Annotated in this window: 20 protein-coding genes and 2 tRNA genes; 15 read left to right on the top strand and 7 right to left on the bottom strand. The window is 69.4% G+C overall.

Translation table 11 applies throughout. The features are described 5' to 3' along the window. Nucleotides 1-248: 248 nt before the first annotated feature. On the top strand, nt 249-845 hold the full coding sequence (locus JGS39_RS15470) for a biotin transporter BioY (protein ID WP_219569665.1): 597 nt from the start codon (nt 249-251) through the stop codon (nt 843-845). On the opposite strand, the gene JGS39_RS15465 is transcribed toward JGS39_RS15470, so the two are convergent. Together JGS39_RS15465 and JGS39_RS15460 are read right to left on the bottom strand one after the other, a co-directional pair. Continuing rightward, the gene (locus JGS39_RS15465) at nt 826-2124 is read right to left on the bottom strand and encodes an FAD-binding oxidoreductase (protein ID WP_219569663.1); all 1299 of its coding nucleotides are present in this window, start codon (nt 2122-2124) and stop codon (nt 826-828) included. The genes JGS39_RS15470 and JGS39_RS15465 overlap by 20 nt on opposite strands. A gap of 87 nt (nt 2125-2211) precedes the next feature. Continuing rightward, complete coding sequence (locus JGS39_RS15460) at nt 2212-3672, bottom strand: amino acid permease (RefSeq protein WP_219569661.1); 1461 nt, start codon at nt 3670-3672, stop codon at nt 2212-2214. A gap of 231 nt (nt 3673-3903) precedes the next feature. On the opposite strand from JGS39_RS15460, the gene JGS39_RS15455 reads away from it, so the two are divergent. Both JGS39_RS15455 and JGS39_RS15450 read left to right on the top strand, forming a co-directional pair. Further along, nucleotides 3904-4392, top strand: coding sequence for a ribose-5-phosphate isomerase (locus JGS39_RS15455; RefSeq protein WP_219569659.1), 489 nt, complete (start codon nt 3904-3906; stop codon nt 4390-4392). An 85-nt stretch (nt 4393-4477) separates the two neighbouring features. Further along, on the top strand, nt 4478-5287 hold the full coding sequence (locus JGS39_RS15450; protein ID WP_219569657.1) for an Fpg/Nei family DNA glycosylase: 810 nt from the start codon (nt 4478-4480) through the stop codon (nt 5285-5287). Between the two features lie 95 nt (nt 5288-5382). On the opposite strand, the gene JGS39_RS15445 is transcribed toward JGS39_RS15450, so the two are convergent. Beyond that, nucleotides 5383-6615 carry a GNAT family N-acetyltransferase gene (locus JGS39_RS15445; protein ID WP_219569655.1) on the bottom strand — a complete coding sequence of 411 codons (1233 nt, stop codon included), beginning with the start codon at nt 6613-6615 and terminating at the stop codon, nt 5383-5385. Between the two features lie 105 nt (nt 6616-6720). Here JGS39_RS15445 and JGS39_RS15440 point away from each other — a divergent pair, with 105 nt between their 5' ends. After that, entirely contained in the window at nt 6721-7866 is a 1146-nt protein-coding gene (locus JGS39_RS15440) for a PP2C family protein-serine/threonine phosphatase (protein WP_219569654.1), read from the top strand. A 57-nt stretch (nt 7867-7923) separates the two neighbouring features. Here the strand turns inward: JGS39_RS15440 and JGS39_RS15435 are convergent, their stop codons facing one another. Then, nucleotides 7924-9087 (bottom strand): cation:proton antiporter, encoded by a 1164-nt coding sequence (locus JGS39_RS15435; RefSeq protein WP_219569652.1) that lies wholly within the window; start codon nt 9085-9087, stop codon nt 7924-7926. A gap of 207 nt (nt 9088-9294) precedes the next feature. Between JGS39_RS15435 and JGS39_RS15430 the strand changes: the two genes are divergently transcribed. Further along, on the top strand, nt 9295-9780 hold the full coding sequence (locus JGS39_RS15430) for an HD domain-containing protein (RefSeq protein ID WP_219569650.1): 486 nt from the start codon (nt 9295-9297) through the stop codon (nt 9778-9780). 78 nt (nt 9781-9858) lie between these two features. Here the strand turns inward: JGS39_RS15430 and JGS39_RS15425 are convergent, their stop codons facing one another. Continuing rightward, complete coding sequence (locus JGS39_RS15425) at nt 9859-11007, bottom strand: acyltransferase family protein (RefSeq protein WP_219569648.1); 1149 nt, start codon at nt 11005-11007, stop codon at nt 9859-9861. 489 nt (nt 11008-11496) lie between these two features. Here JGS39_RS15425 and JGS39_RS15420 point away from each other — a divergent pair, with 489 nt between their 5' ends. Beyond that, nucleotides 11497-11691 (top strand): hypothetical protein, encoded by a 195-nt coding sequence (locus tag JGS39_RS15420; RefSeq protein ID WP_219569646.1) that lies wholly within the window; start codon nt 11497-11499, stop codon nt 11689-11691. 111 nt (nt 11692-11802) lie between these two features. Here JGS39_RS15420 and JGS39_RS15415 read toward each other — a convergent pair. Continuing rightward, nucleotides 11803-11876 (bottom strand) — tRNA-Gly (locus JGS39_RS15415). Nucleotides 11877-12041: 165 nt separating this feature from the next. Here JGS39_RS15415 and JGS39_RS15410 point away from each other — a divergent pair. The 5 genes from JGS39_RS15410 to clpX all read left to right on the top strand — a co-directional run bounded on the left by JGS39_RS15410 (nt 12042) and on the right by clpX (nt 16755). After that, a tRNA-Pro gene (locus JGS39_RS15410) sits at nt 12042-12118 on the top strand. A 151-nt stretch (nt 12119-12269) separates the two neighbouring features. Further along, nucleotides 12270-13664, top strand: a complete 1395-nt coding sequence (gene tig / locus JGS39_RS15405; protein WP_219569644.1) for a trigger factor — start codon at nt 12270-12272, stop codon at nt 13662-13664. A gap of 266 nt (nt 13665-13930) precedes the next feature. After that, entirely contained in the window at nt 13931-14536 is a 606-nt protein-coding gene (locus JGS39_RS15400) for an ATP-dependent Clp protease proteolytic subunit (RefSeq protein ID WP_168713553.1), read from the top strand. An 80-nt stretch (nt 14537-14616) separates the two neighbouring features. Continuing rightward, nucleotides 14617-15300: an ATP-dependent Clp protease proteolytic subunit gene (locus JGS39_RS15395; protein ID WP_306070064.1), complete on the top strand. Its 684-nt coding sequence runs from the start codon at nt 14617-14619 to the stop codon at nt 15298-15300. 156 nt (nt 15301-15456) lie between these two features. Continuing rightward, complete coding sequence (clpX, locus tag JGS39_RS15390; protein ID WP_148018684.1) at nt 15457-16755, top strand: ATP-dependent Clp protease ATP-binding subunit ClpX; 1299 nt, start codon at nt 15457-15459, stop codon at nt 16753-16755. A 73-nt stretch (nt 16756-16828) separates the two neighbouring features. Here the strand turns inward: clpX and JGS39_RS15385 are convergent, their stop codons facing one another. Further along, nucleotides 16829-17764, bottom strand: coding sequence for a hypothetical protein (locus JGS39_RS15385; protein ID WP_219569642.1), 936 nt, complete (start codon nt 17762-17764; stop codon nt 16829-16831). A gap of 139 nt (nt 17765-17903) precedes the next feature. Between JGS39_RS15385 and JGS39_RS15380 the strand changes: the two genes are divergently transcribed. The 4 genes from JGS39_RS15380 (at nt 17904) to ndk (ending at nt 23032) form a co-directional block, all read left to right on the top strand. Further along, entirely contained in the window at nt 17904-20525 is a 2622-nt protein-coding gene (locus tag JGS39_RS15380) for a valine--tRNA ligase (RefSeq protein ID WP_219569640.1), read from the top strand. 113 nt (nt 20526-20638) lie between these two features. Next, complete coding sequence (gene folC / locus JGS39_RS15375; RefSeq protein WP_219569635.1) at nt 20639-22162, top strand: bifunctional tetrahydrofolate synthase/dihydrofolate synthase; 1524 nt, start codon at nt 20639-20641, stop codon at nt 22160-22162. Between the two features lie 5 nt (nt 22163-22167). Further along, a complete protein-coding gene (locus tag JGS39_RS15370; RefSeq protein WP_219569632.1) occupies nt 22168-22524 on the top strand; it encodes a DUF4233 domain-containing protein in 357 nt (118 codons plus the stop codon). A 94-nt stretch (nt 22525-22618) separates the two neighbouring features. Then, nucleotides 22619-23032 carry a nucleoside-diphosphate kinase gene (gene ndk, locus JGS39_RS15365; protein ID WP_018103190.1) on the top strand — a complete coding sequence of 138 codons (414 nt, stop codon included), beginning with the start codon at nt 22619-22621 and terminating at the stop codon, nt 23030-23032. Nucleotides 23033-23236 lie beyond the last annotated feature (204 nt).

Here is a 23236-nt window from a genome sequence, read left to right as displayed (position 1 = left end):
ATGAACCGTCGTTTTAGAGGGAATTCACAGTCGGCACGCCCAAGGCCTGCCCGCGCGGCGGATGCCGCATCCGTTCCCACCTCCGTGACGAGCATCACGCCCCGACGTGATTGCATGCCGATCTTTGTGCGAACCCCACCAATCCCTCAACCGTCCCTTTGTGGGCCGCTGATGGTGATCCAGCCATGCTCCGTCGGCTAACGTCAGCCCCAGTCTGTCCCCACCTGCCCTCACCCCGCGGAGTCCCGATGAGCACTGCTGCCGCCGCCCCCGTCCGTACCGGAGCGGTCCTCGCCGATCTGCTGCCCGCCGCCCGGCACCGCTACGCCGTGGACACCGCCCTGGTGCTCGGCGGCGCCGCCCTGACCGGCATAGCGGCCCAGATCGCCGTCCCGGTCCCCGGCTCCCCGGTCCCGGTCACCGGCCAGACCTTCGCCGCGCTCCTGGTCGGCACCGCGCTCGGCGCCCGCCGCGGCTTCCTCGCGCTCGCCGTGTACGCGCTCGTCGGCATGGCCGGCATGCCGTGGTTCTCCGCCGGCAGCTCCGGGCCGGGCGGTGCCTCGTTCGGCTACGTGCTCGGCATGCTGCTCGCCGCCACCGTCGTCGGCGGCCTGGCCCGCCGCGGCGGCGACCGCTCCGTGCTGCGCACCGCGGGCACGATGGTCCTCGGCTCGGCGATCATCTACGCCGTCGGCGTGCCCTACCTGGCGCTGTCCACCGGTATGTCGGCGAGCGCCGCGATCGCGGCCGGCCTGACGCCGTTCCTGCTCGGCGACGCGCTGAAGGCGGCGCTCGCGATGGGCGCGCTGCCGGCGTCCTGGAAGCTCATCGGCCGTCGCGGCTGATCCCGTAACTCCCTCCGAAGAGGCTCGCCGGGTCGTGACGCGTCACCAGACCGGCGAGCCTCTCGCGTGTCCGGAGGCCGTGGAACCCCTGCGTACGGTCCCCGCCGCCGAAGGAGAAGTTCAGCGAACGGCCGACGACCAGCGGCCCCAGGACCGCGGCCACCTCCTCGTACAGGGCCCGGACCGATGCCAAATCCGTACCGTCGAGCGGTGACAGCAGCCGCAGGAGGTAGCCGGCGTCCCGGTACGGGACCGCGTTGCCGGGGTCCGGGGCGGCGGCCAGGGCGCCGCCCAGATGGTTGAGCTGCACCACGGTCATCATCGGCGCCTTCCGCCCGGTCAGCTCCAGCACCCGCGCCGCACGGTCGGGATCGATCCCGCTCAGCATCAGCCCGTCCCCGTAGTAGGCGTGCGGGAACGGCGGATCGCTGTGGATGGTGTGGCTGTCGGTGTACGGCATCTCCCGCAGCGAGTCGGACGGCGCGGGGCCGGTCCCCCGCAGCGGGGCTACGAGGCGTTCGCCCTCGGCCGCGGAGCCGGTGTACGCCACCCGCACCGAGATCACGTACCGGCCGCGCAACTCCCGCGGCACCTGCGGGATGTCCGGGTACACGAGCGCGCCGACGGAGGAGGTCAGCGTGACGGGAACGGTCCGGGTCCACTCCAGGTAGCGCCGGAGCACCTGTGCACCGGCCTCCCCGTCGCCGTCGAAGGCGAGCGAGCCGCCGTACAGCCGGGCCACCGGCACCAGCCCGGTCTCCATCCCGGTCACCACGCCCAGCCGGTGCCCTCCGCCGCGCAGCCCCCAGAACAGCTCGGGCTCGTCCTCGGCGGTGACATGACGCGGCACCCCGTCCCCCGTCACCACGTCGAACGAGCGGACCAGGTCGGCGGCGTAGCCGAACTCCCGGGCCAGCACGCGCAGCCCGCCGCCGAGCGTGTACGAGACGGCGCCGACCCCGGGGGAGGAGCCGTTCAGCGGCGCGAGCCCGTGCGGGGCCGCGGCCTCGATCACCTGGCCCCAGGTGGCACCCGCGCCGATTCGGGCGGTGCGGCGCACCGGATCGACGAGGACCGAGTCCATGGCGCGGGTGACGATCAGGACGCCGCCCTCGACAGGTCCGGCCAGCCCGTGGCCGGTGGCGTGGACGCCCACTCGGAGCCCGTCGCGGGCGGCCCGGGTCACGGCGGTGCGTACGTCCTCGGCGCCGGCGGCCTCGACGACGAGGTCGGGGCGGATCGCGAAACCGGTCTGGTATCCGGTGGGGGCGGCAGTCATGGCGGAGGCTCTCCAGTCGCTCGCTCGATGCGCTGACGACGGAGAGCCTCCCCGCTATACCTGACAACGTCCGTCAGGTATGGATGATCACCTCTCGCCGGTCACGGCCGGCTCACCGCTCCGGCGCCTGCGCGCCTCGCGGACCAGCGACACGGCCACCACCAGCACCGCGACCAGCAGCGAGAGCAGCACCTGCTCGCGTCCCGCGTCGTCGGTCAGCATGTAGACCAGCACGAACGAGATCATCGCGATGGTCGCCCAGGTCAGATACGGGAAGAGCCACATCCGTACGACGAGCTTCTCGGGCGACTCGCGCAGGATGATGCCGCGCATCCGCAGCTGGGTGAAGCAGATGACCAGCCAGACGAACAGGGCGACCGCGCCGGACGAGTTCAGCAGGAACGCGAAGACGGTGTCGGGCCACTGGTAGTTGAAGAAGACGGCCACGAACCCGAAGACGACGGAGGAGAGGATCGCCGCCTGCGGCACGCCCCGCTTGTTGGTCCGGGCGAACGCCTTGGGGGCGTCACCGCGGCCGCCGAGCGAGAAGGCCATCCGGGAGGCCGTGTAGAGGCCGGAGTTGAGGCAGGACAGCACGGCCGTCAGCACGATGACGTCCATCACCTGGCCGGCGTGCGGAATGCCGATGACGTCGAGCGCGGCGACGTAGCTGCCCTTCTCGACGATTGACGGGTCGTTCCACGGCAGCAGCGTCAGCACGATGAAGATCGAGCCCAGGTAGAAGACGGCGATCCGCCAGATCACGCTGTTGGTGGCCTTCTGGACGGCGCGCTGCGGGTTCTCCGACTCTCCGGCCGCCAGCGTGACGATCTCGCTGCCCATGAAGGAGAAGACGACCATCAGCACCCCGGTGAGGATCGCGCCCGGACCCTCGGGGAAGAAGCCGCCGGTGTCGGTGAGGTGGGAGAGGCCCGATCCGGCGTGGTCCGATCCGGGCAGCACGCCGAAGACGGCGAGCAGACCGACGATCACGAACGCGCCGATCGCGACCACCTTGATCCCGGCGAACCAGAACTCGAACTCACCGTACGAACCGACCGAGACCAGGTTCGTCGCGGTCAGCACCAGCATCACGATCAGGGCCCAGCCCCACTGCGGGACGCCCGGCACCCAGCTCTCCAGGATCTTGGCACCCGCCGTGGCCTCGACGGCGAGCACCACGACCCAGAAGAACCAGTACAGCCAGCCGATCGAGAACCCGGCCCAGCGGCCCAGCGCCTGGTCGGCGTAGGTGGAGAAGGAGCCCGAGGCGGGGCGGGCGGCCGCCATCTCGCCGAGCATCCGCATCACGAAGACGACCATCAGGCCGACCAGTGCGTACGACAGCAGGATCGCCGGTCCGGCGGCGGCGATGCCGGCCCCGGAGCCCACGAACAGGCCCGCGCCGATCACACCGCCGATCGCGATCATCGAGAGGTGACGGTTCTTGAGACCGGCCTGGAGCCCGCCCTGGGACTCCGTCCGGTCCGAACGGTCCGGCCCGTCGGGCTGGTGGCCCGGCCCTGCCAGAGTCGTCTGCGACGTCATGGATCGAATCCTTACGTTTCCGGATCACTCGGTTGCGTTGCCGGCCGCACCGCGGTGGCGGAACGGCAAGCGATGCATTGAAGCCCGGCGAACCCCGAAAGCGGAACCCCTCATTCCGATTCGTTGACCGGATCGTTGCCTCAGTGGCTTTGCGCACACAGGGCCCGCACATCGGGGCCACACCGCACCCCGTCGTCGGTTACCCGGCGTCGCTCGTGCCACACTCCTCCCATGCGCGTGTACCTCGGATCCGACCATGCCGGTTACGAACTCAAGAACCACCTCGTCGAGTGGCTCGATGCACAGGGCCACGAAGTCGTCGACTGCGGTCCCCACATCTATGACGCCCAGGACGACTACCCGCCGTTCTGCCTCCGTGCCGCCGAGAAGACGGCCGCGGACCCGGACAGCCTCGGCATCGTGATCGGCGGCTCCGGCAACGGCGAGCAGATGGCCGCGAACAAGGTGAAGGGCGTCCGCGCCGCACTCGCCTGGAGCGAGCAGACCGCCGCGCTGGGCCGCGAGCACAACAACGCCAACGTGATCTCCATCGGCGGCCGGATGCACACCGCCGAGGAGTCCACCAAGTTCGTGGAGATCTTCCTCTCCACCCCGTACTCGGGCGAGGAGCGGCACACCCGCCGCATCGAGATGCTCACCGCGTACGAGAACACCGGCGAGCTCCCCCCGATCCCGGCCCACCACCCGCAGCAGGGCTGACCACCCCATATCCTGAACTGTGCCGCCGGTACCCCCCGGCGGCACAGCCATGTCCGCCCGCGCCTCACCGAGGAGACCCGCAGCCGTGCCCGAGGGACACACCATCCACCGCCTCGCGGACGACCACCGGGACAGGTTCGCCGGACGGCCCGCGCGGGTGAGCAGCCCGCAGGGAAAGTTCTCCGACAGCGCCGCCCTCCTCGACGGCCGGACCCTGGACGCCGCGGAAGCCCACGGCAAGCACCTCTTCCTCGGCTTCGAGGACACCGGCTGGGTCCACATCCACCTCGGCCTGTTCGGCAAGCTCGGATTCGGTACGGTCCCGGCCCCGCCGCCCACCGACACGGTCCGCCTCCGCCTCCTGAACGACGCGCACCACGCGGACCTGCGCGGCCCCACCACCTGCGCGCTGATCACCGACGCCGAGAAGCACGCGATACACGACCGGCTGGGCCCCGACCCGCTGCGCGAGGGCGATGACGGCGAGCGGGCCTGGCAGCGGATCTCCCGCAGCCGGATCACCGTGGCCGCTCTCCTCATGGACCAGAAGGTCGTCGCGGGCGTGGGCAACGTCTACCGGGCCGAGGTGCTGTTCCGGCACGGCATCGACCCGTACCGGGCCGGCAAGGACCTCACCCGCCGCGAGTGGGACGCGGTCTGGTCGGACCTGGGCGCGCTGATGCGCGAGGGCGTACGGAACAACCGCATCGACACCGTGCGCCCCGAGCACCTGCCCGAGGCGATGGGCCGCCCGCCGCGCGTGGACGACCACGGCGGTGAGGTGTACGTCTACCGGCGCGCCCGGCAGGCGTGCCACATCTGCGGCACGGAGATCCGCACGGCGGACCTGGCGGCCCGGAACCTTTTCTGGTGCCCGGGATGCCAGCCCGCGTAGCACCGACGCACCCCCGGCACGTCAAGCCCGTCCGGCACGTCAAGCCCGTCCGGCGATTGAGGACATGGCCCGTCGCCGGACGGACCCGCACCCGTCTAGAACCCCCGGGGCAACCACGGCGCCACGTCGGACACGAACGCCGACGACGCCTCCGCCACCGCCCCGGCCCGCAGCTCCCGGACCCGCCCGGCCAGGGCCAGTGAGCCCAGGGACTCGCCGCCCAGGTACGCGGTGCCCAACTCCCGTACGGACAGCGCCAGATCAGCCGCGTCCTCGGTGCGCTTGCACGACGCGCCGCCCTTCGCGTCGGCGGTCAGCCGCCAACGTCCGGCGTTCCAGGGGCAGAACGCGTCCTCGACCTCGAACACCAGGTCCAGCGGTCCCCGGTAGGTCCGCGCCTCCAGCGCGGCGCCCACGTCCACCAGCCGCAGATGGAGCGAGTCCCGCTGCCGGATGTCGCACCGCCGCACGTCCGACACCAGATGCAGCACCGCGTCGTCCGTCGGCCGGTTCCGTGCCTCGATCGTCGAGGTCAGGTCGATCGCGAAGAGGAACCTCCACAGCGCCGCATAGGCCGCCGGGTCGAGCGCCGCCAGATCGCTCACCACGATGCGTCCCTTGGGGCCCGCATTGTCCCAGTCCGGCTTGATGTGGTAGTTCGTGTAGCCGACGAGTTCGCCGTCACGTTCCGCCAGCAGACACTGCAGGGCCGAGCCGCCGGCGCGTGAACTCTCCGGGTCGATCAGTGACTTGCGCTCCCAGCCGGGGCCGTGGGCAGGGGTGCCCGGACGGCCCGGTACCAGCCGCGCGTACACGCTCTCGCACGCGTCGACCGCCTCGTCCTTGCGGGCGTACCGCAGCCGGACCTCGTCCGTGCCCTCGGGCACGCTCAGCCGCACCCGGTCCGTGTCGATCGCCAGGGACATCTGGCGGGTCGCCGCCCCGTACCCGAAGCGGCCGTAGATCTCCGGCTCCGACGCAGTCAGCACCGCGATCGGCTCACCCAGGGCCCGTACGTCGTCGAGCTGGCGGCGCATCATCGAGGTCAGCAGGCCGCGCCTGCGGTGCGTGGACGCGACGCTCACCATCGTGACCCCGGCCGCGGGGACCAGCGCTCCGCCGGGCACGGCCAGCCGGAAGGTGAACGCGCCCGTCGTCGCGACCACGTCGTCGCCGTCCCAGATCCCGATCGACCGCTCGTACTCGGTAACGGACCGGTACTGCTCGCGCTGCTCAGCGGGCTCCTGGGACCCGCCGAACGCGAGCTCCAGGGACGAGAACCACTGGTTCCATTCGGAAGGCTGCAAAACACGGAGCTCTGTTGTCATATGCCATCCCTACCAGGGCTTTCTCAGCGAGGCGAGTCGTTTTCGAACACATTGTCACAGGGGTCCCCCTGCACCGGAGCCCGCCGGGTGGATAAGGTCCCCGCAATGGCCCGACGCGCAGGAGCAGAGACTTATCCGGCCCGATTGAGGAAATCGGCGCACCGGGTACGCACCACGCTGCGCCGGTCCGGGGTCGACTACTTCCGCGGGGACGGCTCGGACTGGATCGCCTTGGTCGCGCTGCTGCTGACCATTCCCGCGATCACCTGCGCGACCCTGCTGAACCCCGTGTGGTGCTCGCCGACCGCGCTCGTGCTGCCGATCGTCGCCGGCGGCCTGCTGCTGCGGCCCGCCAGCCTGCTCGGCCTGTACGCGACCGCCGCCGCGGCCCTGATCGTGGAGTCCCTCTGGCTCGGCCCGTACGAGGACGGCCCGGCCAGGGTCACCCCGGGCACCGTGCTGACGGTCGCCGCCTGCGGGTTCCTCGGCCTGATCCTCGCCCAGTTCCGGGCCAGGGTCGGCGTGCCGTGGCGACGCGGCGGCACCATGCTCTTCGACCTGCGCGAACGCATCCGGATCCAGAGCGCGCTGCCCCGCCTCCCGCAGGGATGGCACCGCGAGATGTCGCTGCGCCCGGCCGGCGGCCAGTCCTTCTCCGGGGACTTCGTCGTGGCGGCCCGCACCAACGGCGGCCGCACCCTGGAGGCAGTGCTCACCGATGTCTCCGGCAAGGGCATGGACGCCGGCTCCCGGGCGCTGCTGCTCTCCGGTGCCTTCGGCGGACTGCTCGGATCGTTGCCGCCGCACGGTTTCCTGCCCGCGGCCAACGGCTATCTGCTGCGCCAGGACTGGGACGAGGGCTTCGCCACCTCCATCCATCTGGTGCTGGACCTGGAGTCGGGCGACTACGAACTCCTCTCGGCAGGCCACCCGCCGGCCCTCCAGCTCCACGCCGGCAGCGGCCAGTGGGAGGAGATGGCGGCGGAGGGCCCGCTGCTCGGGGTCTACGACGGGGCGGAGTTCGACGCCGTGAAGGGCCACCTGGCGCCCGGCGACGTCCTGATGCTGTTCACCGACGGTCTGGTGGAGACATCCGACCGGGACATCGCGGAAGGCATCGACCGGCTGACGGGCGAGGCCGACCGCTATGTCACCACGGGCTTCGAGGGCGCGGCCTGGCATCTCATCGAGGCCTGCGCCAAGGACGTCAACGACGACCGGGCGCTGCTGCTGCTGTCGCGCCGGTCCTGAATCCGGAACCGTACAGAACCGGTTCGAAACGGACGTTCGTCAACGAGGACAGGCCCATCACCGGATCGGGAGTGGAACCCCTTCGCGCCCGCCGGGCAGCAGCCGGGCAAGCCAGTGCGAGCGCCCTGCGGCCAGGGGAGCCAGGACCGCGAGGACCAGGACATAGCCCGCGATGAACGGGGAGAGCCGTTCGTCCAGCCCCGCGCCCGCCGCCATCGTGGCGAGGATCAGGGCGAACTCGCCACGCGCCACCAGGGTCGTGGAGATGTTCGCCGTGGCCTGCGGGCCGAACGCGTACACCTTGGCGGCGGCGAGTCCCGCGACGACGTTCATGGCGAGGGTCACCGCCACGGCGGCCAGCACCGGCCACAGCACGGTCGGCAGGTCGCCGGGGTTGATGGAGAGGCCGAACGCGAAGAAGAAGATCGCTCCGAAGGCGTCGCGCAGCGGGTGGACCAGCTTGAGGATGCGTTCCCCGGAGGTGGTGCTGCCGAGCATCAGGCCCACCATGAAGGCGCCGATGGCGTCCGCCACGCCGAACCACTCCGAGATCCCGGCCACGAGGACGGCGGCGCCGAGGAAGGAGATGACGAGGAGTTCGTCGTCCCGGGTGTTGATGAGCTTGCCGATGACCTTGGTGCCGAACCGGGCGGCCAGCGCGAGGATGAGCAGGAATCCGAAGGCCTTGCCGCCGTCGACCGCGGCCGACGCGAGGCTGTCGGCGCCCGAGAGGATGGGCTGGAGGGCCGCCAGGTACAGGGCGAGGAACACGTCCTCGACGACGATGATGCCGAGGATCGGCTTGGTCTCCGGGTTGCCGATGCGGCCGAGGTCCACCAGGACCTTGGTGACGATGGCCGACGAGGAGATGCCGAGCACCCCGGCGAGGACCAGCGCCTCCGACGTGCCCCAGCCCAGCGCGAAGCCGAAGCCGAGTCCGGCACCGACGTTCAGGGCGAGATAGGCGCCGCCCGCGACCGCCATCTTGCGGCCGCCCGCTTTGAGGTCGTCGAGGTGGAACTCCAGGCCGAGGTAGAAGAGCAGCAGGACCAGACCGAGTGCGGAGAGCATCTCCAGGTCGTGCGGGTCGGCGACGAGAACGATGCCGGGGGTGTGCGGGCCGAGGAGGATCCCGGCCAGGATGAACAGGGGGATGGTCGGCAGTCCGATGCGGCTGCCGACGCGGGCGAGGACTGCGGCGGCGAGGAAGGCGCCGCCCATGGCGATGAGCGTGTCTGCGTGTCCGATGAGCTTGTTCCTTCGCGGGGTCGTCGGTCGTCGGGTGGTCGGTCTTCGGGTCAAGAGAGCGTCAAGGAATCGTCAGTAATTAGTTTACCGAATGATTGACGTTGCAACTATGACGGCCCCGGAGGCCCCGCGGCGGGAAGGGGCGGGCGTCGGTGGCGCGGCCTCTCCTAGGCTCGGACGATGACCGCATCACGAGCACAGCTGACCCTGGCCGAAGTAGAGGCGATCGCCCGCGAGGCCCACGCCGCACAGCGGGACAAGGCGGGCAGGCCGTACGGCGAGCACCTCGCGGCCGTCGCCGAGGGGGTGCGGGCGCGGGGCGGCAGCGACGACCAGATCGCCGCGGCGTGGCTGCACGACGCGGTCGAGGACGACGCCCTGACGGAGCGGTGGCTGGCCGATGCCGCGCTTCCGCAGCAGGTCAAGGACATGGTGCTGGCCGTCACCAAGCGGGACGGCGAGGAGACGGCGGCGTACACCCGGCGCATCCTGGCCACGCCCGGCGCCCTGCTGATCAAGGAGGCCGACCTCGCACACAACGCCGACCCGGCCCGCCTCGCGGCGCTGGAACCGGCGACCCGTACCCGGCTGAGCGAGAAGTATGCGCTGGTACGGGGTCTGCTCGGGCTCACCGCCCCGCAACCGCCCGCCGACCAGCAGGATTGAGCCAACACGTCGGAGCCCGGCCCATGAGCGGGCCGGGCTCCGACGTGTTCAGTCGTCCGGGGGTGCGATGTCCGGCTCTCAGAGCTTCGCGGACTCCCGCCGGAAGGCCCAGTTCATGTCCGGCTCGGTCACGCAGCGCAGGGCGCGTCGCACCGGCGGCGTGCACAGCAGCGTCACCCCGGCCGCGGCGACGACGCTGACCAGCACCAGACCGGTCGGGGAGATCAGCCACTCGTTCCGGTCGAAGACACCGGCGTACGTGGCGCCCTTCACCATGAACCCGTGCAGCAGGTAGCCGCAGATCGTGCCGGCCCCGAGGACCGTGAACCACATGTGGCGCCGCGGGACCAGGGACAGGAAGGCGGCGGTGAGCAGCGTCGCGCAGCCGAACAGCGCGAACGTCATCACCACGCCGGTCCACCACGGGTTGCCCATGTCCTGGGCGGACGAGTTGTGCAGGAACCAGCCCAGCTCCATCCGGGGCGCCGCCCAGTAGGCGAAGACCAGCGCGACCGCGAACAGCGGCAGGGCGAGCAGCCGCACCTCGCGGCGGCGGACCAACTGGAAATGCTCGGGCTTGAGTTGGAGCCCGAGCACGAAGTACGGCAGGAACTGCAGGACGCGCGGCAGGTCGAGATCGTCACCGATGCCGGGGGCGAGCGAGGCAAGGGACGCGATGACGAGCGAGACCGCCAACGGGTGGCGCAGGCTGCGCCACAGAGGTGTGGTGAGCCGCCAGATGAACAGGGCGGCCAGGAACCAGGTCAGGTACCAGGGCTCGGTCAGGGTGATCGGGGCTCCGGGATCGTCCGCGTACCGCCGGAACAGCGAGTACGCCGTCTCGAACACCACGTACGGCACGGCGACCCCGGTGACCAGACGCTTCACCTTGGCCGGGCTCATGTCGAACGAACGTGAGAAATAACCGGAGATGATGATGAAAGCCGGCATGTGGAACGTGTACGTCACCATGTACAGCGCACGCGCGGCCCTGCTCCCGTCCATGACCGGCACCCACGAGTGGGCCACCGCGACCAGCACGATGGCCAGGTACTTGGCATTGTCGAAGTAGGCGTCACGCCTCTTCGCGCCGACCGCCTGCGCAGGCCGGGCGGGGGCCGGTGCGGGAGCGTCGTCCGTCGCCGACGGTGCTTGGCGTCTGGGCTCCGACTCCCGGGTCGCCGGTGGGAGCGTGGCCCTCTGAAATACGTTCGGAGCTTGGAACATCTCAGGCACCCTAGACGCCTCGATTGCCATTCGTAAAACCACCGTCGGATATTGCGTGTTCCCGTCGGGTCAAATGTCAAACCATCGAAATCTGTCCGGTATGGACGTGTTAATCCCGCTTAAATCGTGCATATCGGCCGGGAGTTGAGGTGAGTGAATTACGTCTCTCCCGGACACGGGTAATGCCTGTGAATAAACTGTGTGGGTACAGAAACGACCGCCGTTGCAATTGCGGCGACGTCCGGGATTTCCGCTGCTGAGCGCCCCTGTGTCGTCCGTGCGGCTGCCCGGCCGGGCCCGGGCCCGGACCCGTCAAGTGACCGGCGCACAGGGGGCGCAAGGGGCGCAAGTTGGCGCGATATCGCCAGGTCGATTCGTCACCTGGCAGCGACCACAGGGGAGTTGGTGGCACGATGGACGGCAACGGAGGAGTGCGCGGCCGCACACCTCCGGGCCGGCAAGGCGGACCGACCGAGGGTGTGAGCAGTCGTGGCCATTTCGCTGTCTGTGGTGCTTCTTTTCGCGATCATCCTGGTGGTCATGATTCGAGGCGGATCCATCAAGGCCGGACCCGCGATCGTCGCGGCGCTGTTCGGCTTCTTCCTGGCATCGACCGGCATGGCGCCGTCGATCCAGAGGTTCATGGACTCGATAGCGCAGAGCATCAACCAGATCAGCTTCTGAGGACTCCGGCCCGGGGCGGTGCGACCGCCCCGGCGGACGCACCCCGGGACACGCGAAGGGCCCGGTCCGGCGGACATTCCCGAGGGGATCCGCCGGGCCGGGCCCGAAGCATGGAGCGGGCGACGGGAATCGAACCCGCGTAGCTAGTTTGGAAGACTAGGGCTCTACCATTGAGCTACGCCCGCATGCAGTGCACCGCAGGTCACGGGGACCGCGGCACGAGAAGCATCGTAGCGGGTCGCGGACCCGGTCCGCACACCCGATGGCGACGCGCGGCGCGGAGTCCGGCGACGCCCGCGTAAAACGTCCGATGCACCGCCTGTCTGCATGTACCCTACGTGTCGCACCGACGGGGTGTGGCGCAGCTTGGTAGCGCGTCCGCTTTGGGAGCGGAAGGTCGTCGGTTCGAATCCGGCCACCCCGACCACCGGCAAGATCGCATTGTGGGAGTTCTCCCCCTTGCCGTTACTATGCAAAATGCGTGCCCGTGTGTCTGATGTACCGGGCTCGGTCCGCGAAGCCGCCTCCTGTGCGGTGGAGCAGAACCCCAAGAAGTCAGCCACCAAGGAGACCGAACCGTGAAGAGCGCCGTGGAGACCCTGAACCCGACCCGGGTTCGGCTCAGCATTGAGGTGCCCTTCGAGGAGCTCAAGGACAGCCTCGACGCGGCGTACAAGAAGATCAACCAGCAGGTCACGGTGAAGGGGTTCCGCAAGGGCAAGATCCCCAACCGGGTCATCGACCAGCGGTTCGGCCGTGGCGCAGTGCTGGAGGAGGCCGTCAACGACGCGCTCCCGAAGTTCTACACCGAGGCCGTCAACGAGGGTGAGCTCAACGTCCTCGGCCAGCCGGAGGTCGACATCACGGAGCTGAAGGACGGCGAACTGCTCTCCTTCACCGCCGAGGTTGACGTACGCCCCGAGATCGAGATCCCGGACTACTCCGGCATCGAGGTCACCGTCGACGCCCTCGAGGTCAGCGACGAGGACGTCGAGAAGGCCGTGGAGCAGCTCCGTGAGCGCTTCGCCTCGACCAACCCGGTCGAGCGCGCCGCCGTCGAGGGTGACGTCGTCACCATCGACCTGCAGGCCAAGGTCGAGGGCGAGGTCCTCGAGGACGGCGTGGCCGAGGGTGTCTCGTACACCATCGGTTCCGGCGAGCTCCTCGAAGGCATCGACGACGCCGTGACCGGCCTGGAGGCCGGTGGCGAGGCCACCTTCACCTCCGCGCTGAAGGGCGGCTCCGCCGAGGGCAAGGACGCGGAGGTCACCGTCAAGGTCACCGCCGTCGCCGCCCGTGAGCTCCCCGAGCTGGACGACGAGTTCGCCCAGATGGCCAGCGAGTTCGACACGCTGGACGAGCTGAAGGCGGACAGCCGCAAGCGCCTCGAGGACACCAAGCAGTACGAGCAGGCCACCCAGGCCCAGGAGCGCGTCCTCGAGGAGCTGCTGAAGCTCGCCGAGGTCCCGATCCCCGAGAAGCTGCTCGCGGACGAGGTCCAGACCCGCAAGCACAACCTCGAGCACCACCAGCTCGGCCAGATGGGTCTCGACCTCGAGAAGTACCTGGAGATCCAGGGCAAGACCCTCGAGGAGTTCGAGGCCGAGACGTCCGAGCAGGCCGTCAAGGGCATCAAGACCCAGTTCATCCTGGACGAGCTCGTCAACAAGGAGAAGCTGAACGTCAACCAGGAGGAGCTCACCGAGCACCTCCTGCGGCGCGCGCAGTCCTCCGGCATGAGCCCCGACCAGTTCGCCCAGGCCGTCGTCGAGGGCGGCCAGGTCCCGATGCTCGTCGGCGAGGTCGCCCGCGGCAAGGCGCTGGCCGTGGTCGTCGAGGCTGCCAAGGTCATCGACACCAACGGTGAGGTCGTCGAGCTGGAGGACGACGAAGAGGCAGCGGAGGAGGCAACCGAGGTGGTCGAGGCCGCCGAGGGCACCGCCGACGCCGCCGAGGAGAAGACCGAGGCCTGAGCCTCGCGCTGATACCCGCACGACGGGCTCCGGACGCCACCGCGTCCGGAGCCCGTCGTCGTATCGGCGGACGCCGCCCACAACCCTTGTGCGGACTGCGGAGCTTGCGCTCCCAGCGAACAGTTGCGGAAGCGGGATGGCGTTGTCCCACCTGCGCGTTAGGGTCCATGAAGAGGAAGGGTCGGGGAGTCCCGGCCCACCCGGTACGAAGACGCTGAGACGGCCGGAGCCGTCAGAGACGAGCAGGTGGATACGTGACGAATCTGATGCCCTACGCCGCCGGAGAGCCGTCCCTCGGTGGAGGCCTCGGTGACCAGGTCTACAGCCGACTGCTCGGCGAACGCATCATCTTCCTCGGTCAGCAGGTCGACGATGACATCGCCAACAAGATCACCGCGCAGCTGCTCCTCCTTGCCGCCGAGCCGGACAAGGACATCTACCTCTACATCAACAGCCCCGGTGGTTCGGTGACGGCCGGCATGGCGGTCTACGACACCATGCAGTACATCCCGAACGACGTCGTCACCATCGGTATGGGCATGGCGGCCTCGATGGGCCAGTTCCTGCTCACCGGCGGCGCCGCCGGCAAGCGCTTCGCGCTCCCGAACACCGACATCCTCATGCACCAGGGTTCGGCCGGTATCGGCGGTACGGCCTCGGACATCAAGATCCAGGCCCAGTACCTGCTGCGCACCAAGCAGCGGATGGCGGAGATCACCGCCCGCCACTCCGGCCAGACCGTGGAGACGATCATCCGCGACGGCGACCGTGACCGCTGGTACACCGCGGAGGAGGCCAAGGAGTACGGCCTCATCGACGAGATCATCACGGTCGCATCGGGCGTTCCGGGCGGCGGCGGCACCGGCGCCTGACCCGGCCAGCGCCGGATCGCGCCGCACCGCACCGCTTTTCTCTCGTACACCGAGACACCCAGCCACAGAACGCCACCAGGATGGTGAACACCCACATGAACAACTTCCCCGGCGCGTCCGCGAACGGCCTCTACACCGGCCCGCAGGTGGACAACCGCTACATCGTCCCGCGCTTCGTGGAGCGCACCTCGCAGGGCGTGCGCGAGTACGACCCGTACGCGAAGCTCTTCGAGGAGCGCGTGATCTTCCTCGGCGTGCAGATCGACGACGCGTCCGCCAACGACGTCATGGCGCAGCTGCTGTGCCTGGAGTCGATGGACCCGGACCGCGACATCTCGATCTACATCAACAGCCCCGGCGGCTCGTTCACCGCGCTCACCGCGATCTACGACACGATGCAGTTCGTGAAGCCGGACATCCAGACGGTCTGCATGGGCCAGGCGGCCTCCGCCGCCGCCGTGCTGCTCGCCGCGGGCACGCCGGGCAAGCGCCTGGCGCTGCCGAACGCCCGCGTACTGATCCACCAGCCGTCCTCGCAGACCGGCCGTGAGCAGCTCTCCGACCTGGAGATCGCGGCCAACGAGATCCTGCGGATGCGGGCCCAGCTGGAGGAACTGCTGGCCAAGCACTCCACCACGCCGATCGAGAAGATCCGTGACGACATCGAGCGGGACAAGATCCTGACCGCCGATGACGCCCTGGCCTACGGTCTGGTCGACCAGATCGTCGCGACCCGTAAGAGCGCGGCCGGAGCGGCCGCCTGACGTCGGCCTTTACCCCTTGGCGCGGCAGGGTCACCGGCCCCGGCCGTGTGAACCGTGCCAAGGGGGGCCCGAACGGGGGCCCAGGCAAGGTACCGTCGGATAGAGGCACCAGGAGCCGCTGAACCAGGCGTCTCCCAGGCGAAGGGGAAGCACCTCGTGGCACGCATCGGTGATGGCGGCGACCTGCTCAAGTGCTCGTTCTGCGGAAAGAGCCAGAAGCAGGTGAAGAAGCTCATCGCGGGACCCGGTGTGTACATCTGCGACGAGTGCATCGATCTCTGCAACGAGATCATCGAGGAGGAGCTCGCGGAGACGAGCGAGGTCCGCTGGGAGGAACTTCCCAAGCCCCGCGAGATCTACGAGTTCCTCGAGGGGTACGTCGTCGGGCAGGAGCCCGCGAAGAAGGCCCTCTCGGTCGCGGTGTACAACCACTACAAGCGGGTCCAGGCAGGCGAGAACGGCGGCGGCGCGAACCGCGACGACGCGATCGAACTCGCCAAGTCCAACATCCTGCTGCTCGGCCCCACGGGCTCGGGCAAGACCCTCCTCGCGCAGACACTGGCCCGCATGCTCAACGTCCCGTTCGCCATCGCGGACGCGACGGCGCTGACGGAGGCCGGCTACGTCGGCGAGGACGTCGAGAACATCCTGCTGAAGCTGATCCAGGCCGCGGACTACGACGTCAAGAAGGCCGAGACCGGGATCATCTACATCGACGAGATCGACAAGGTCGCCCGCAAGAGCGAGAACCCGTCGATCACCCGCGATGTCTCCGGCGAGGGCGTCCAGCAGGCCCTGCTGAAGATCCTGGAGGGCACCACCGCCTCCGTCCCGCCGCAGGGCGGCCGGAAGCACCCGCACCAGGAGTTCATCCAGATCGACACGACGAACGTGCTGTTCATCGTGGGCGGCGCCTTCTCCGGCCTCGAGAAGATCATCGAGTCCCGGGCCGGCGCCAAGGGCATCGGCTTCGGCGCCACGATCCGCTCCAAGCGCGAGATCCAGGCGAGCGACCAGTTCCAGGAGGTCATGCCGGAGGACCTGGTGAAGTTCGGGATGATCCCCGAGTTCATCGGCCGCCTCCCGGTCCTGACCTCGGTCCACAACCTGGACCGCGAGGCGCTGCTCCAGATCCTCATCGAGCCGCGCAACGCCCTGGTGAAGCAGTACCAGCGGCTGTTCGAACTCGACGGTGTGGAGCTGGAGTTCGAGCGCGAGGCGCTGGAGGCCATCGCCGACCAGGCGATCCTGCGCCAGACCGGCGCGCGCGGCCTGCGCGCCATCATGGAGGAGGTCCTCCAGTCGGTGATGTACGAGGTGCCGTCCCGCAAGGACGTCGCCCGGGTCGTCATCACGGCGGACGTGGTCCGCAACAACGTCAACCCGACGCTGGTCCCGCGCGAGCCGCGGACGATCGGCAAGGGTGACGAGGGGCGGCACGAGAAGTCGGCGTAGCCGCGGATCGCGTGTAACGCGAAGGGGCGCCCCACCGGTTCAGCCGGTGGGGCGCCCCTTCGCGTTGCGTGGGTCAGATCTTGGTGCGGGAGGTGTTGTAGAGCTTGGCGGTGATGCCCGCCACCTCGCCCTGATCCATCCCCTTGCCGGTCATGGAGAGGGCCACGTCCACGCCCAGCACGGTGCCCACGGTGCTGTAGTCGGCCCAGACGCAGATGGGGATGGTGAATTCCTTCGGCCCCTTGGCGGCAGTGCCGTCGCCGTCCTTGTTCAGCACCTTGAGGTCCTGGCACTTCATGAGGGCACCCTTGAAGCCGTCCGGCGTGACGGACTTGGGGCTGCCGACACGCTCGACCTCCATCCCGTCCTCGCCCTTCGTGAACTCCGACTCCGCATTGTTGAACGCGTTGTCGATGACCTTCGCCGGGTCGGTGACGTCACCCCAGTAGCCCGAGAGTGTGATCGACTTGCCCGCGAGCGGGTTCTCCTCGGTGCCCGACTGGTAATTGGCGCCCGCCTTCTGAGGGTTCTTGATGCCGAGACCGTCGAGCCTGGTCTTCTCTTCCCCTGTCGGCGCTCCCGACTCCCCGGAACCGGCCTGCTTCTTGTAGCCGTCCAGCGCCGCCGCCGGCGTCAGCTTGTACCCCTTGGTGGAGTCAGCGACGTCGCTGTTGCTGGCACCGTCCGACGTAAGGAAGTACGCCGCGCCCGCGATGACCGCCAGCGCCACGATCACGCCGCCCACGATCAGGCCGGTCTTCTTCTTCGGCGGGGCGGCCGGCGGGAAGCCCGGCTGCTGGCCGTAGGCCGGCTGGCCGCCGTACGGGGGAGTGGGGGGCTGCTGGCCGTAGGGGCCGGGCTGCTGGGCCTGCGGGTAGCCGTAGCCGGGCTGGCCCTGCGGCTGGCCCTGCGGCGGCTGGCCGCCGTAGGGGCCCGGCTGCTGGCCGTACGGTCCGGGCTGGCCCTGCGGCGGCTGGCCACCGTACGGGCCCGGCTGGTTGTAGCTCATCTGCGGTGTCCCCTGTTCGTGATGCTTATGCGTTCCGAACATCCTGACGGACGGCCCGGGGGCGTGGGGCACCGGGAGGGAGACCGTTACTGAACAAACCGGTTTCAGTGCATGACTGTGACGGCCCTAAACTGTGGGCGTGACCGAGAACGCAGCGCAGCAGCCAGCCAGCAACCCCGAACTGCCGACCCAGTACACGCCGGCCGAGGTAGAGGGGAAGCTGTACGAGCGCTGGGTAGAACGCGGTTACTTCAAGGCGGACGAGAACAGCGACAAGCCGCCGTACTCCATCGTCATCCCGCCGCCCAACGTCACCGGATCCCTGCACCTGGGACACGCCTTCGAGCACACACTGATCGACGCCCTGGTCCGCCGCAAGCGGATGCAGGGGTTCGAGGCGCTCTACCAGCCGGGCATGGACCATGCCGGCATCGCCACCCAGAACGTCGTCGAGCGCGAGCTCGCCAAGGAGGGCAAGTCCCGCCACGACCTGGGCCGTGAGGCCTTCGTCGAGCGCGTCTGGCAGTGGAAGAACGAGTCCGGCGGCCAGATCTCCGGCCAGATGCGCCGTCTCGGCGAGGGCGTCGACTGGTCCCGTGAGCGCTTCACCATGGACGAGGGCCTGTCCAAGGCCGTCCAGACCGTCTTCAAGCAGATGTACGACGACGAGCTGATCTACCGTGCCGAGCGCATCATCAACTGGTGCCCGCGCTGTCTCACCGCGATCTCGGACATCGAGGTCGAGTACCAGGAGGACGACGGCGAGCTCGTCTCCATGCAGTACGGCGAGGGCGACGAGACCATCGTCGTCGCCACCACCCGCGCCGAGACGATGCTCGGTGACACCGCCGTCGCCGTCCACCCCGACGACGAGCGCTACAAGCACCTGGTCGGCAAGCAGATCAAGCTGCCGCTGACCGACCGCACCATCCCGGTCGTCGCCGACCACCACGTCGACCCCGAGTTCGGCACCGGCGCCGTCAAGGTGACCCCTGCGCACGACCCGAACGACTTCGAGATCGGCAAGCGCCACGACCTGCCGTTCCTCACGGTCCTCGACGAGCGCGCCGTCATCACGGCCCCCGGCCCCTTCCAGGGCCTGGACCGCCTGGAGGCCCGTTCCGCCATCGTCGCCGCCCTGCGCGCCGAGGGCCGGATCGTCGCCGAGAAGCGGCCGTACGTCCACTCCGTCGGCCACTGCTCGCGCTGCAAGACCACCATCGAGCCGCGCCTCTCCCTCCAGTGGTGGGTCAAGGTCGCGCCGCTCGCCGAGGCGGCCGGTGACGCCGTCCGTGACGGCAAGGTCAAGATCCACCCGCAGGAGATGGAGAAGCGCTACTTCGACTGGGTCGACAACCTCCACGACTGGTGCATCTCGCGCCAGCTCTGGTGGGGCCACCGCATCCCCGTCTGGTACGGCCCGGGCGGCGAGGTCGTCTGCGTCGGACCGGACGACGAGGCGCCCACCGGCGAGGGCTGGACCCAGGACAGCGACGTCCTGGACACCTGGTTCTCCTCCGGCCTGTGGCCGTTCTCCACGCTCGGCTGGCCCGAACAGACCGACAGCCTCGCGAAGTTCTACCCGAACTCCGTCATGGTCACCGGCTACGACATCCTCTTCTTCTGGGTCGCCCGGATGATGATGTTCGGCCTGTACGTCAACGACGGCGTCCCGCCGTTCGGGACGATCGTCCTGCACGGCATGGTCCGCGACGAGCACGGCAAGAAGATGTCGAAGTCCTTCGGCAACGTGGTCAACCCGCTGGACTGGATGGACAAGTACGGCTCCGACGCGCTGCGCTTCACGCTCGCGCGCGGCGCCAACCCCGGCACCGACGTCCCGATCGGCGAGGAGTGGGTCCAGGGTTCCGCCAAGTTCTCCAACAAGATCTGGAACGCCACCCGCTTCGCCCTGATGAACGGCGCGACGATCGAGGGCGAGCTGCCGTCCGCCGACGAGATGTCGGTGACCGACCGCTGGATCCTGTCCCGCCTCAACAAGACCGTCGCCGAAGTCGACGCGTACTACGACGACTACCAGTTCTCCAAGCTCAGCGAGTCGCTCCGGCACTTCGCCTGGGACGAGGTCTTCGACTGGTACCTCGAGCTGTCCAAGACCACGTTCTTCGGCGGCGGCCGTCCGGCCGAGGTCTCCGGCCGGGTCCTGGGCGAGGTCCTCGACGTGATGCTGCGCGTGCTGCACCCCGTCGTGCCGTTCGTCACGGAGAGCCTGTGGACCGCGCTCACCGGCCGCGAGTCCGTCGTCATCGCCGACTGGCCGGCGGACAGCGGCTTCCGTGACGACGCCGCCGAGCAGGAGATCGAGCTCGTCCAGCAGGTCGTCACCGAGGTCCGACGCTTCCGCAACGACCAGGGTCTCCAGCCCGGCCAGAAGGTCCCGGCCGAGCTCACCCTGACCGGGACCGCGCTCGCCCCGCACGAGGCGGCCATCCGCCAGCTCGCGCGGCTCCAGCCGGCCGGTGACGGCTTCCACGCCACCGCGTCGCTGCCGGTCGCCGGAGCCACCGTCGCGCTCGACCTCTCCGGCACGATCGACGTCGGCGCCGAGCGCAAGCGCCTCACGAAGGACCTGGAGGCCGCGCAGAAGGAGAAGGCGCAGGCCACCGGCAAGCTCGGCAACGAGGCGTTCCTGGCCAAGGCCCCGGACAACGTGGTCGACAAGATCCGCGGCCGGCTCACCAAGGCCGAGTCCGACATTGAGCGGATCACCGGCCAGCTGGCGGCCCTGCCGCAGGCCTGAGACCGGAACCCGGCGAGCCCCCGTACCCCTCCCGCGAGGGGGACGGGGGCTTCCCCGTTCCCCCGCCGCCGGGCGCTGCGCGCGATGTCCGTGCCGATCCGTAGACTGGCCCCGTGAGTGAGCCCCGCCCTTCCGACCGGCACGACGCGTCCGACTCCGACGAGACCTTCGCGGAGATCGTCGACGAAGCGACCCAGCGCGACCCCGACCTGGCGGTGATCGAGGCCGGGAGCCGCACCCTGCGCGCCGCCTCCGGACCGCCCCAGGGCGACGAGGTCCCCTCCCGCCCCGCCGATCCGGAGGTGGACAAGGCGCTGCGCGCGGTGGAGCAGGAGCTCGCCGGGCGCTGGGGCGAGACCAAGCTCGAGCCGTCCGTGACGCGCATCGCCGCGCTGATGGACGTGCTCGGTGACCCGCAGCGCGCCTACCCCTCCATCCACATCACGGGGACCAACGGCAAGACGAGCACCGCCCGCATGATCGAGGCACTGCTCGGCGCCTTCGACCTGCGCACCGGCCGCTACACCTCGCCGCACGTCCAGTCGATCACCGAGCGGATCAGCCTGGACGGCTCCCCGATGGACCCCGAGCGGTTCATCTCCACGTACGAGGACATCAAGCCGTACGTCGAGATGGTCGACGCGCAGCAGCCCTACCGGCTCTCCTTCTTCGAGGTCCTCACCGGCATGGCGTACGCGGCCTTCGCCGACGCGCCGGTCGATGTCGCCGTCGTCGAGGTCGGCATGGGCGGCAGCTGGGACGCGACCAACGTGATCGACTCCACGGTCGCCGTCGTCACCCCCATCTCGCTGGACCACACCGACCGGCTGGGCTCCACACCGGGCGAGATCGCGGTGGAGAAGTCCGGGATCATCAAGCAGGACGCGACGGTCATCCTCGCCCAGCAGCCCGTCGACGCCGCCCAGGTGATGCTGAAGAAGGCCGTCGAGGTCGACGCCACCGTGGCCCGCGAGGGCATGGAGTTCGGCGTCGTCTCCCGCGAGATCGCGGTCGGCGGCCAGCTCCTGACGCTGCGCGGACTCGGCGGCGAGTACGACAACATCTTCCTTCCGCTGTACGGCGCCCACCAGGCACGCAACGCGGTGGTGGCGCTCTGCGCGGTCGAGGCGTTCTTCGGCATCGGCGCCGAGCAGACCGGATCGCTCGACGCCGACATCATCCGCAAGGCCTTCGCCTCGGTGATCTCGCCGGGCCGCCTCGAAGTGGTCCGCTCCAGCCCGACCGTCGTCCTGGACGCCGCGCACAACCCGGCAGGCGCCCAGGCCACCGCCGAGGGGCTCTCCGAGGCATTCGGCTTCTCCCGGCTGATCGGTGTGGTCGGGGCCAGCGGCGACAAGGACGTGCGCGGGCTCCTGGAAGCCTTCGAGCCGATCTTCGCCGAGGTCGTCGTCACCCAGAACTCCAGCGCACGCGCGATGGACGCCGACGAACTCGCGGCGGTCGCCGTCGAGGTCTTCGGCAACGACCGCGTCCAGGTCGAACCCCGGCTGGACGACGCGCTGGAGGCGGCGATCACCCTCGCCGAGGAAGAGGACGAGTACGCGGGCGCCGGGGTACTGGTGACCGGATCCGTGATCACGGTCGGCGAGGCCCGGCTGCTTCTGGGAAGGCGCTGACCGACGTGCGTACGCTCTGTGCATCGACGCTGATCGGTGAGTTCTTCGTGATCGGGTTCGCTGGACTCGTCGCGATGAAGTCCGACGACCTGACGTCCGCCACGGTCTGGACGGTCTGCGGCATCGGCATGCTGCTCTCCGTGCTGCTCTGCGGGATGATCACCCGTCCCGGCGGCATACAGCTCGGATGGGCGCTCCAGATCGCGCTGCTCGCCAGTGGCTTCGTCGTCCCGATGATGTTCATCCTCGGTCTGGCCTTCGGCGGCCTGTGGTGGGCCTCCGTGCACTACGGCCGCAGGATCGACGAGGTGAAGGCCCAGTGGGCCGCACAGGAGGCGGCACAGGCGCCCGCCGGAAGCTGAGGAGCCCGTCGGCCTGCCAAACCCGGCCGTCGGCCCGTCACCGCACCCCTGTAACCTCGCCTCACCGCACCCGTATGCCTGCAAGGAGCCGCACATGACCCAGCGCACCCTCGTTCTTCTCAAGCCCGACGCCGTCCGTCGCGGTCTGGTCGGCGAGATCGTCGGCCGCATCGAGCGCAAGGCCGGCTGGAAGATCACGGCGCTGGAGCTCCGCACCCTCGACCGCGCCACGCTGGAACAGCACTACGCCGAGCACGTCGGCCGCCCGTTCTACGAGCCGCTCGTCGAGTTCATGCAGTCCGGACCGATCGTCGCCCTGGTGGCCGAAGGCGAGCGGGTCATCGAGGGTGTTCGCGCCCTGGCCGGCCCCACCGACCCGATCGCCGCCGCGCCCGGCTCGATCCGTGGCGACTTCGGCACCATCACCCGGGAGAACCTCATCCACGCCTCGGACTCCGAGGAGTCCGCAGAGCGAGAAATGAAGCTGTTCTTCCCGGGACTTTCCTGACTCCGATCAGCCGAACAGCGCTGATGACCTGGGGCGACCGAAGTAATTCGGTCGCCCTTCGGCATACGGTCCCCGATCGCGGGAACGCATCCCTCCGACGTAACGTCACCATGAGTGGAACGGCCACCCGTTCTGCTCAGCATGGCGAAGGACCCTCGCGCTGTGTCGGCCTGTCCGGCACTACGATGGAAGCTTCCACGCCCG

The organism is Streptomyces poriferorum, assembly GCF_019399235.1.
GTDB lineage: Bacteria > Actinomycetota > Actinomycetes > Streptomycetales > Streptomycetaceae > Streptomyces > Streptomyces poriferorum.
This window is presented reverse-complemented; position numbering and strand designations above follow the sequence as displayed.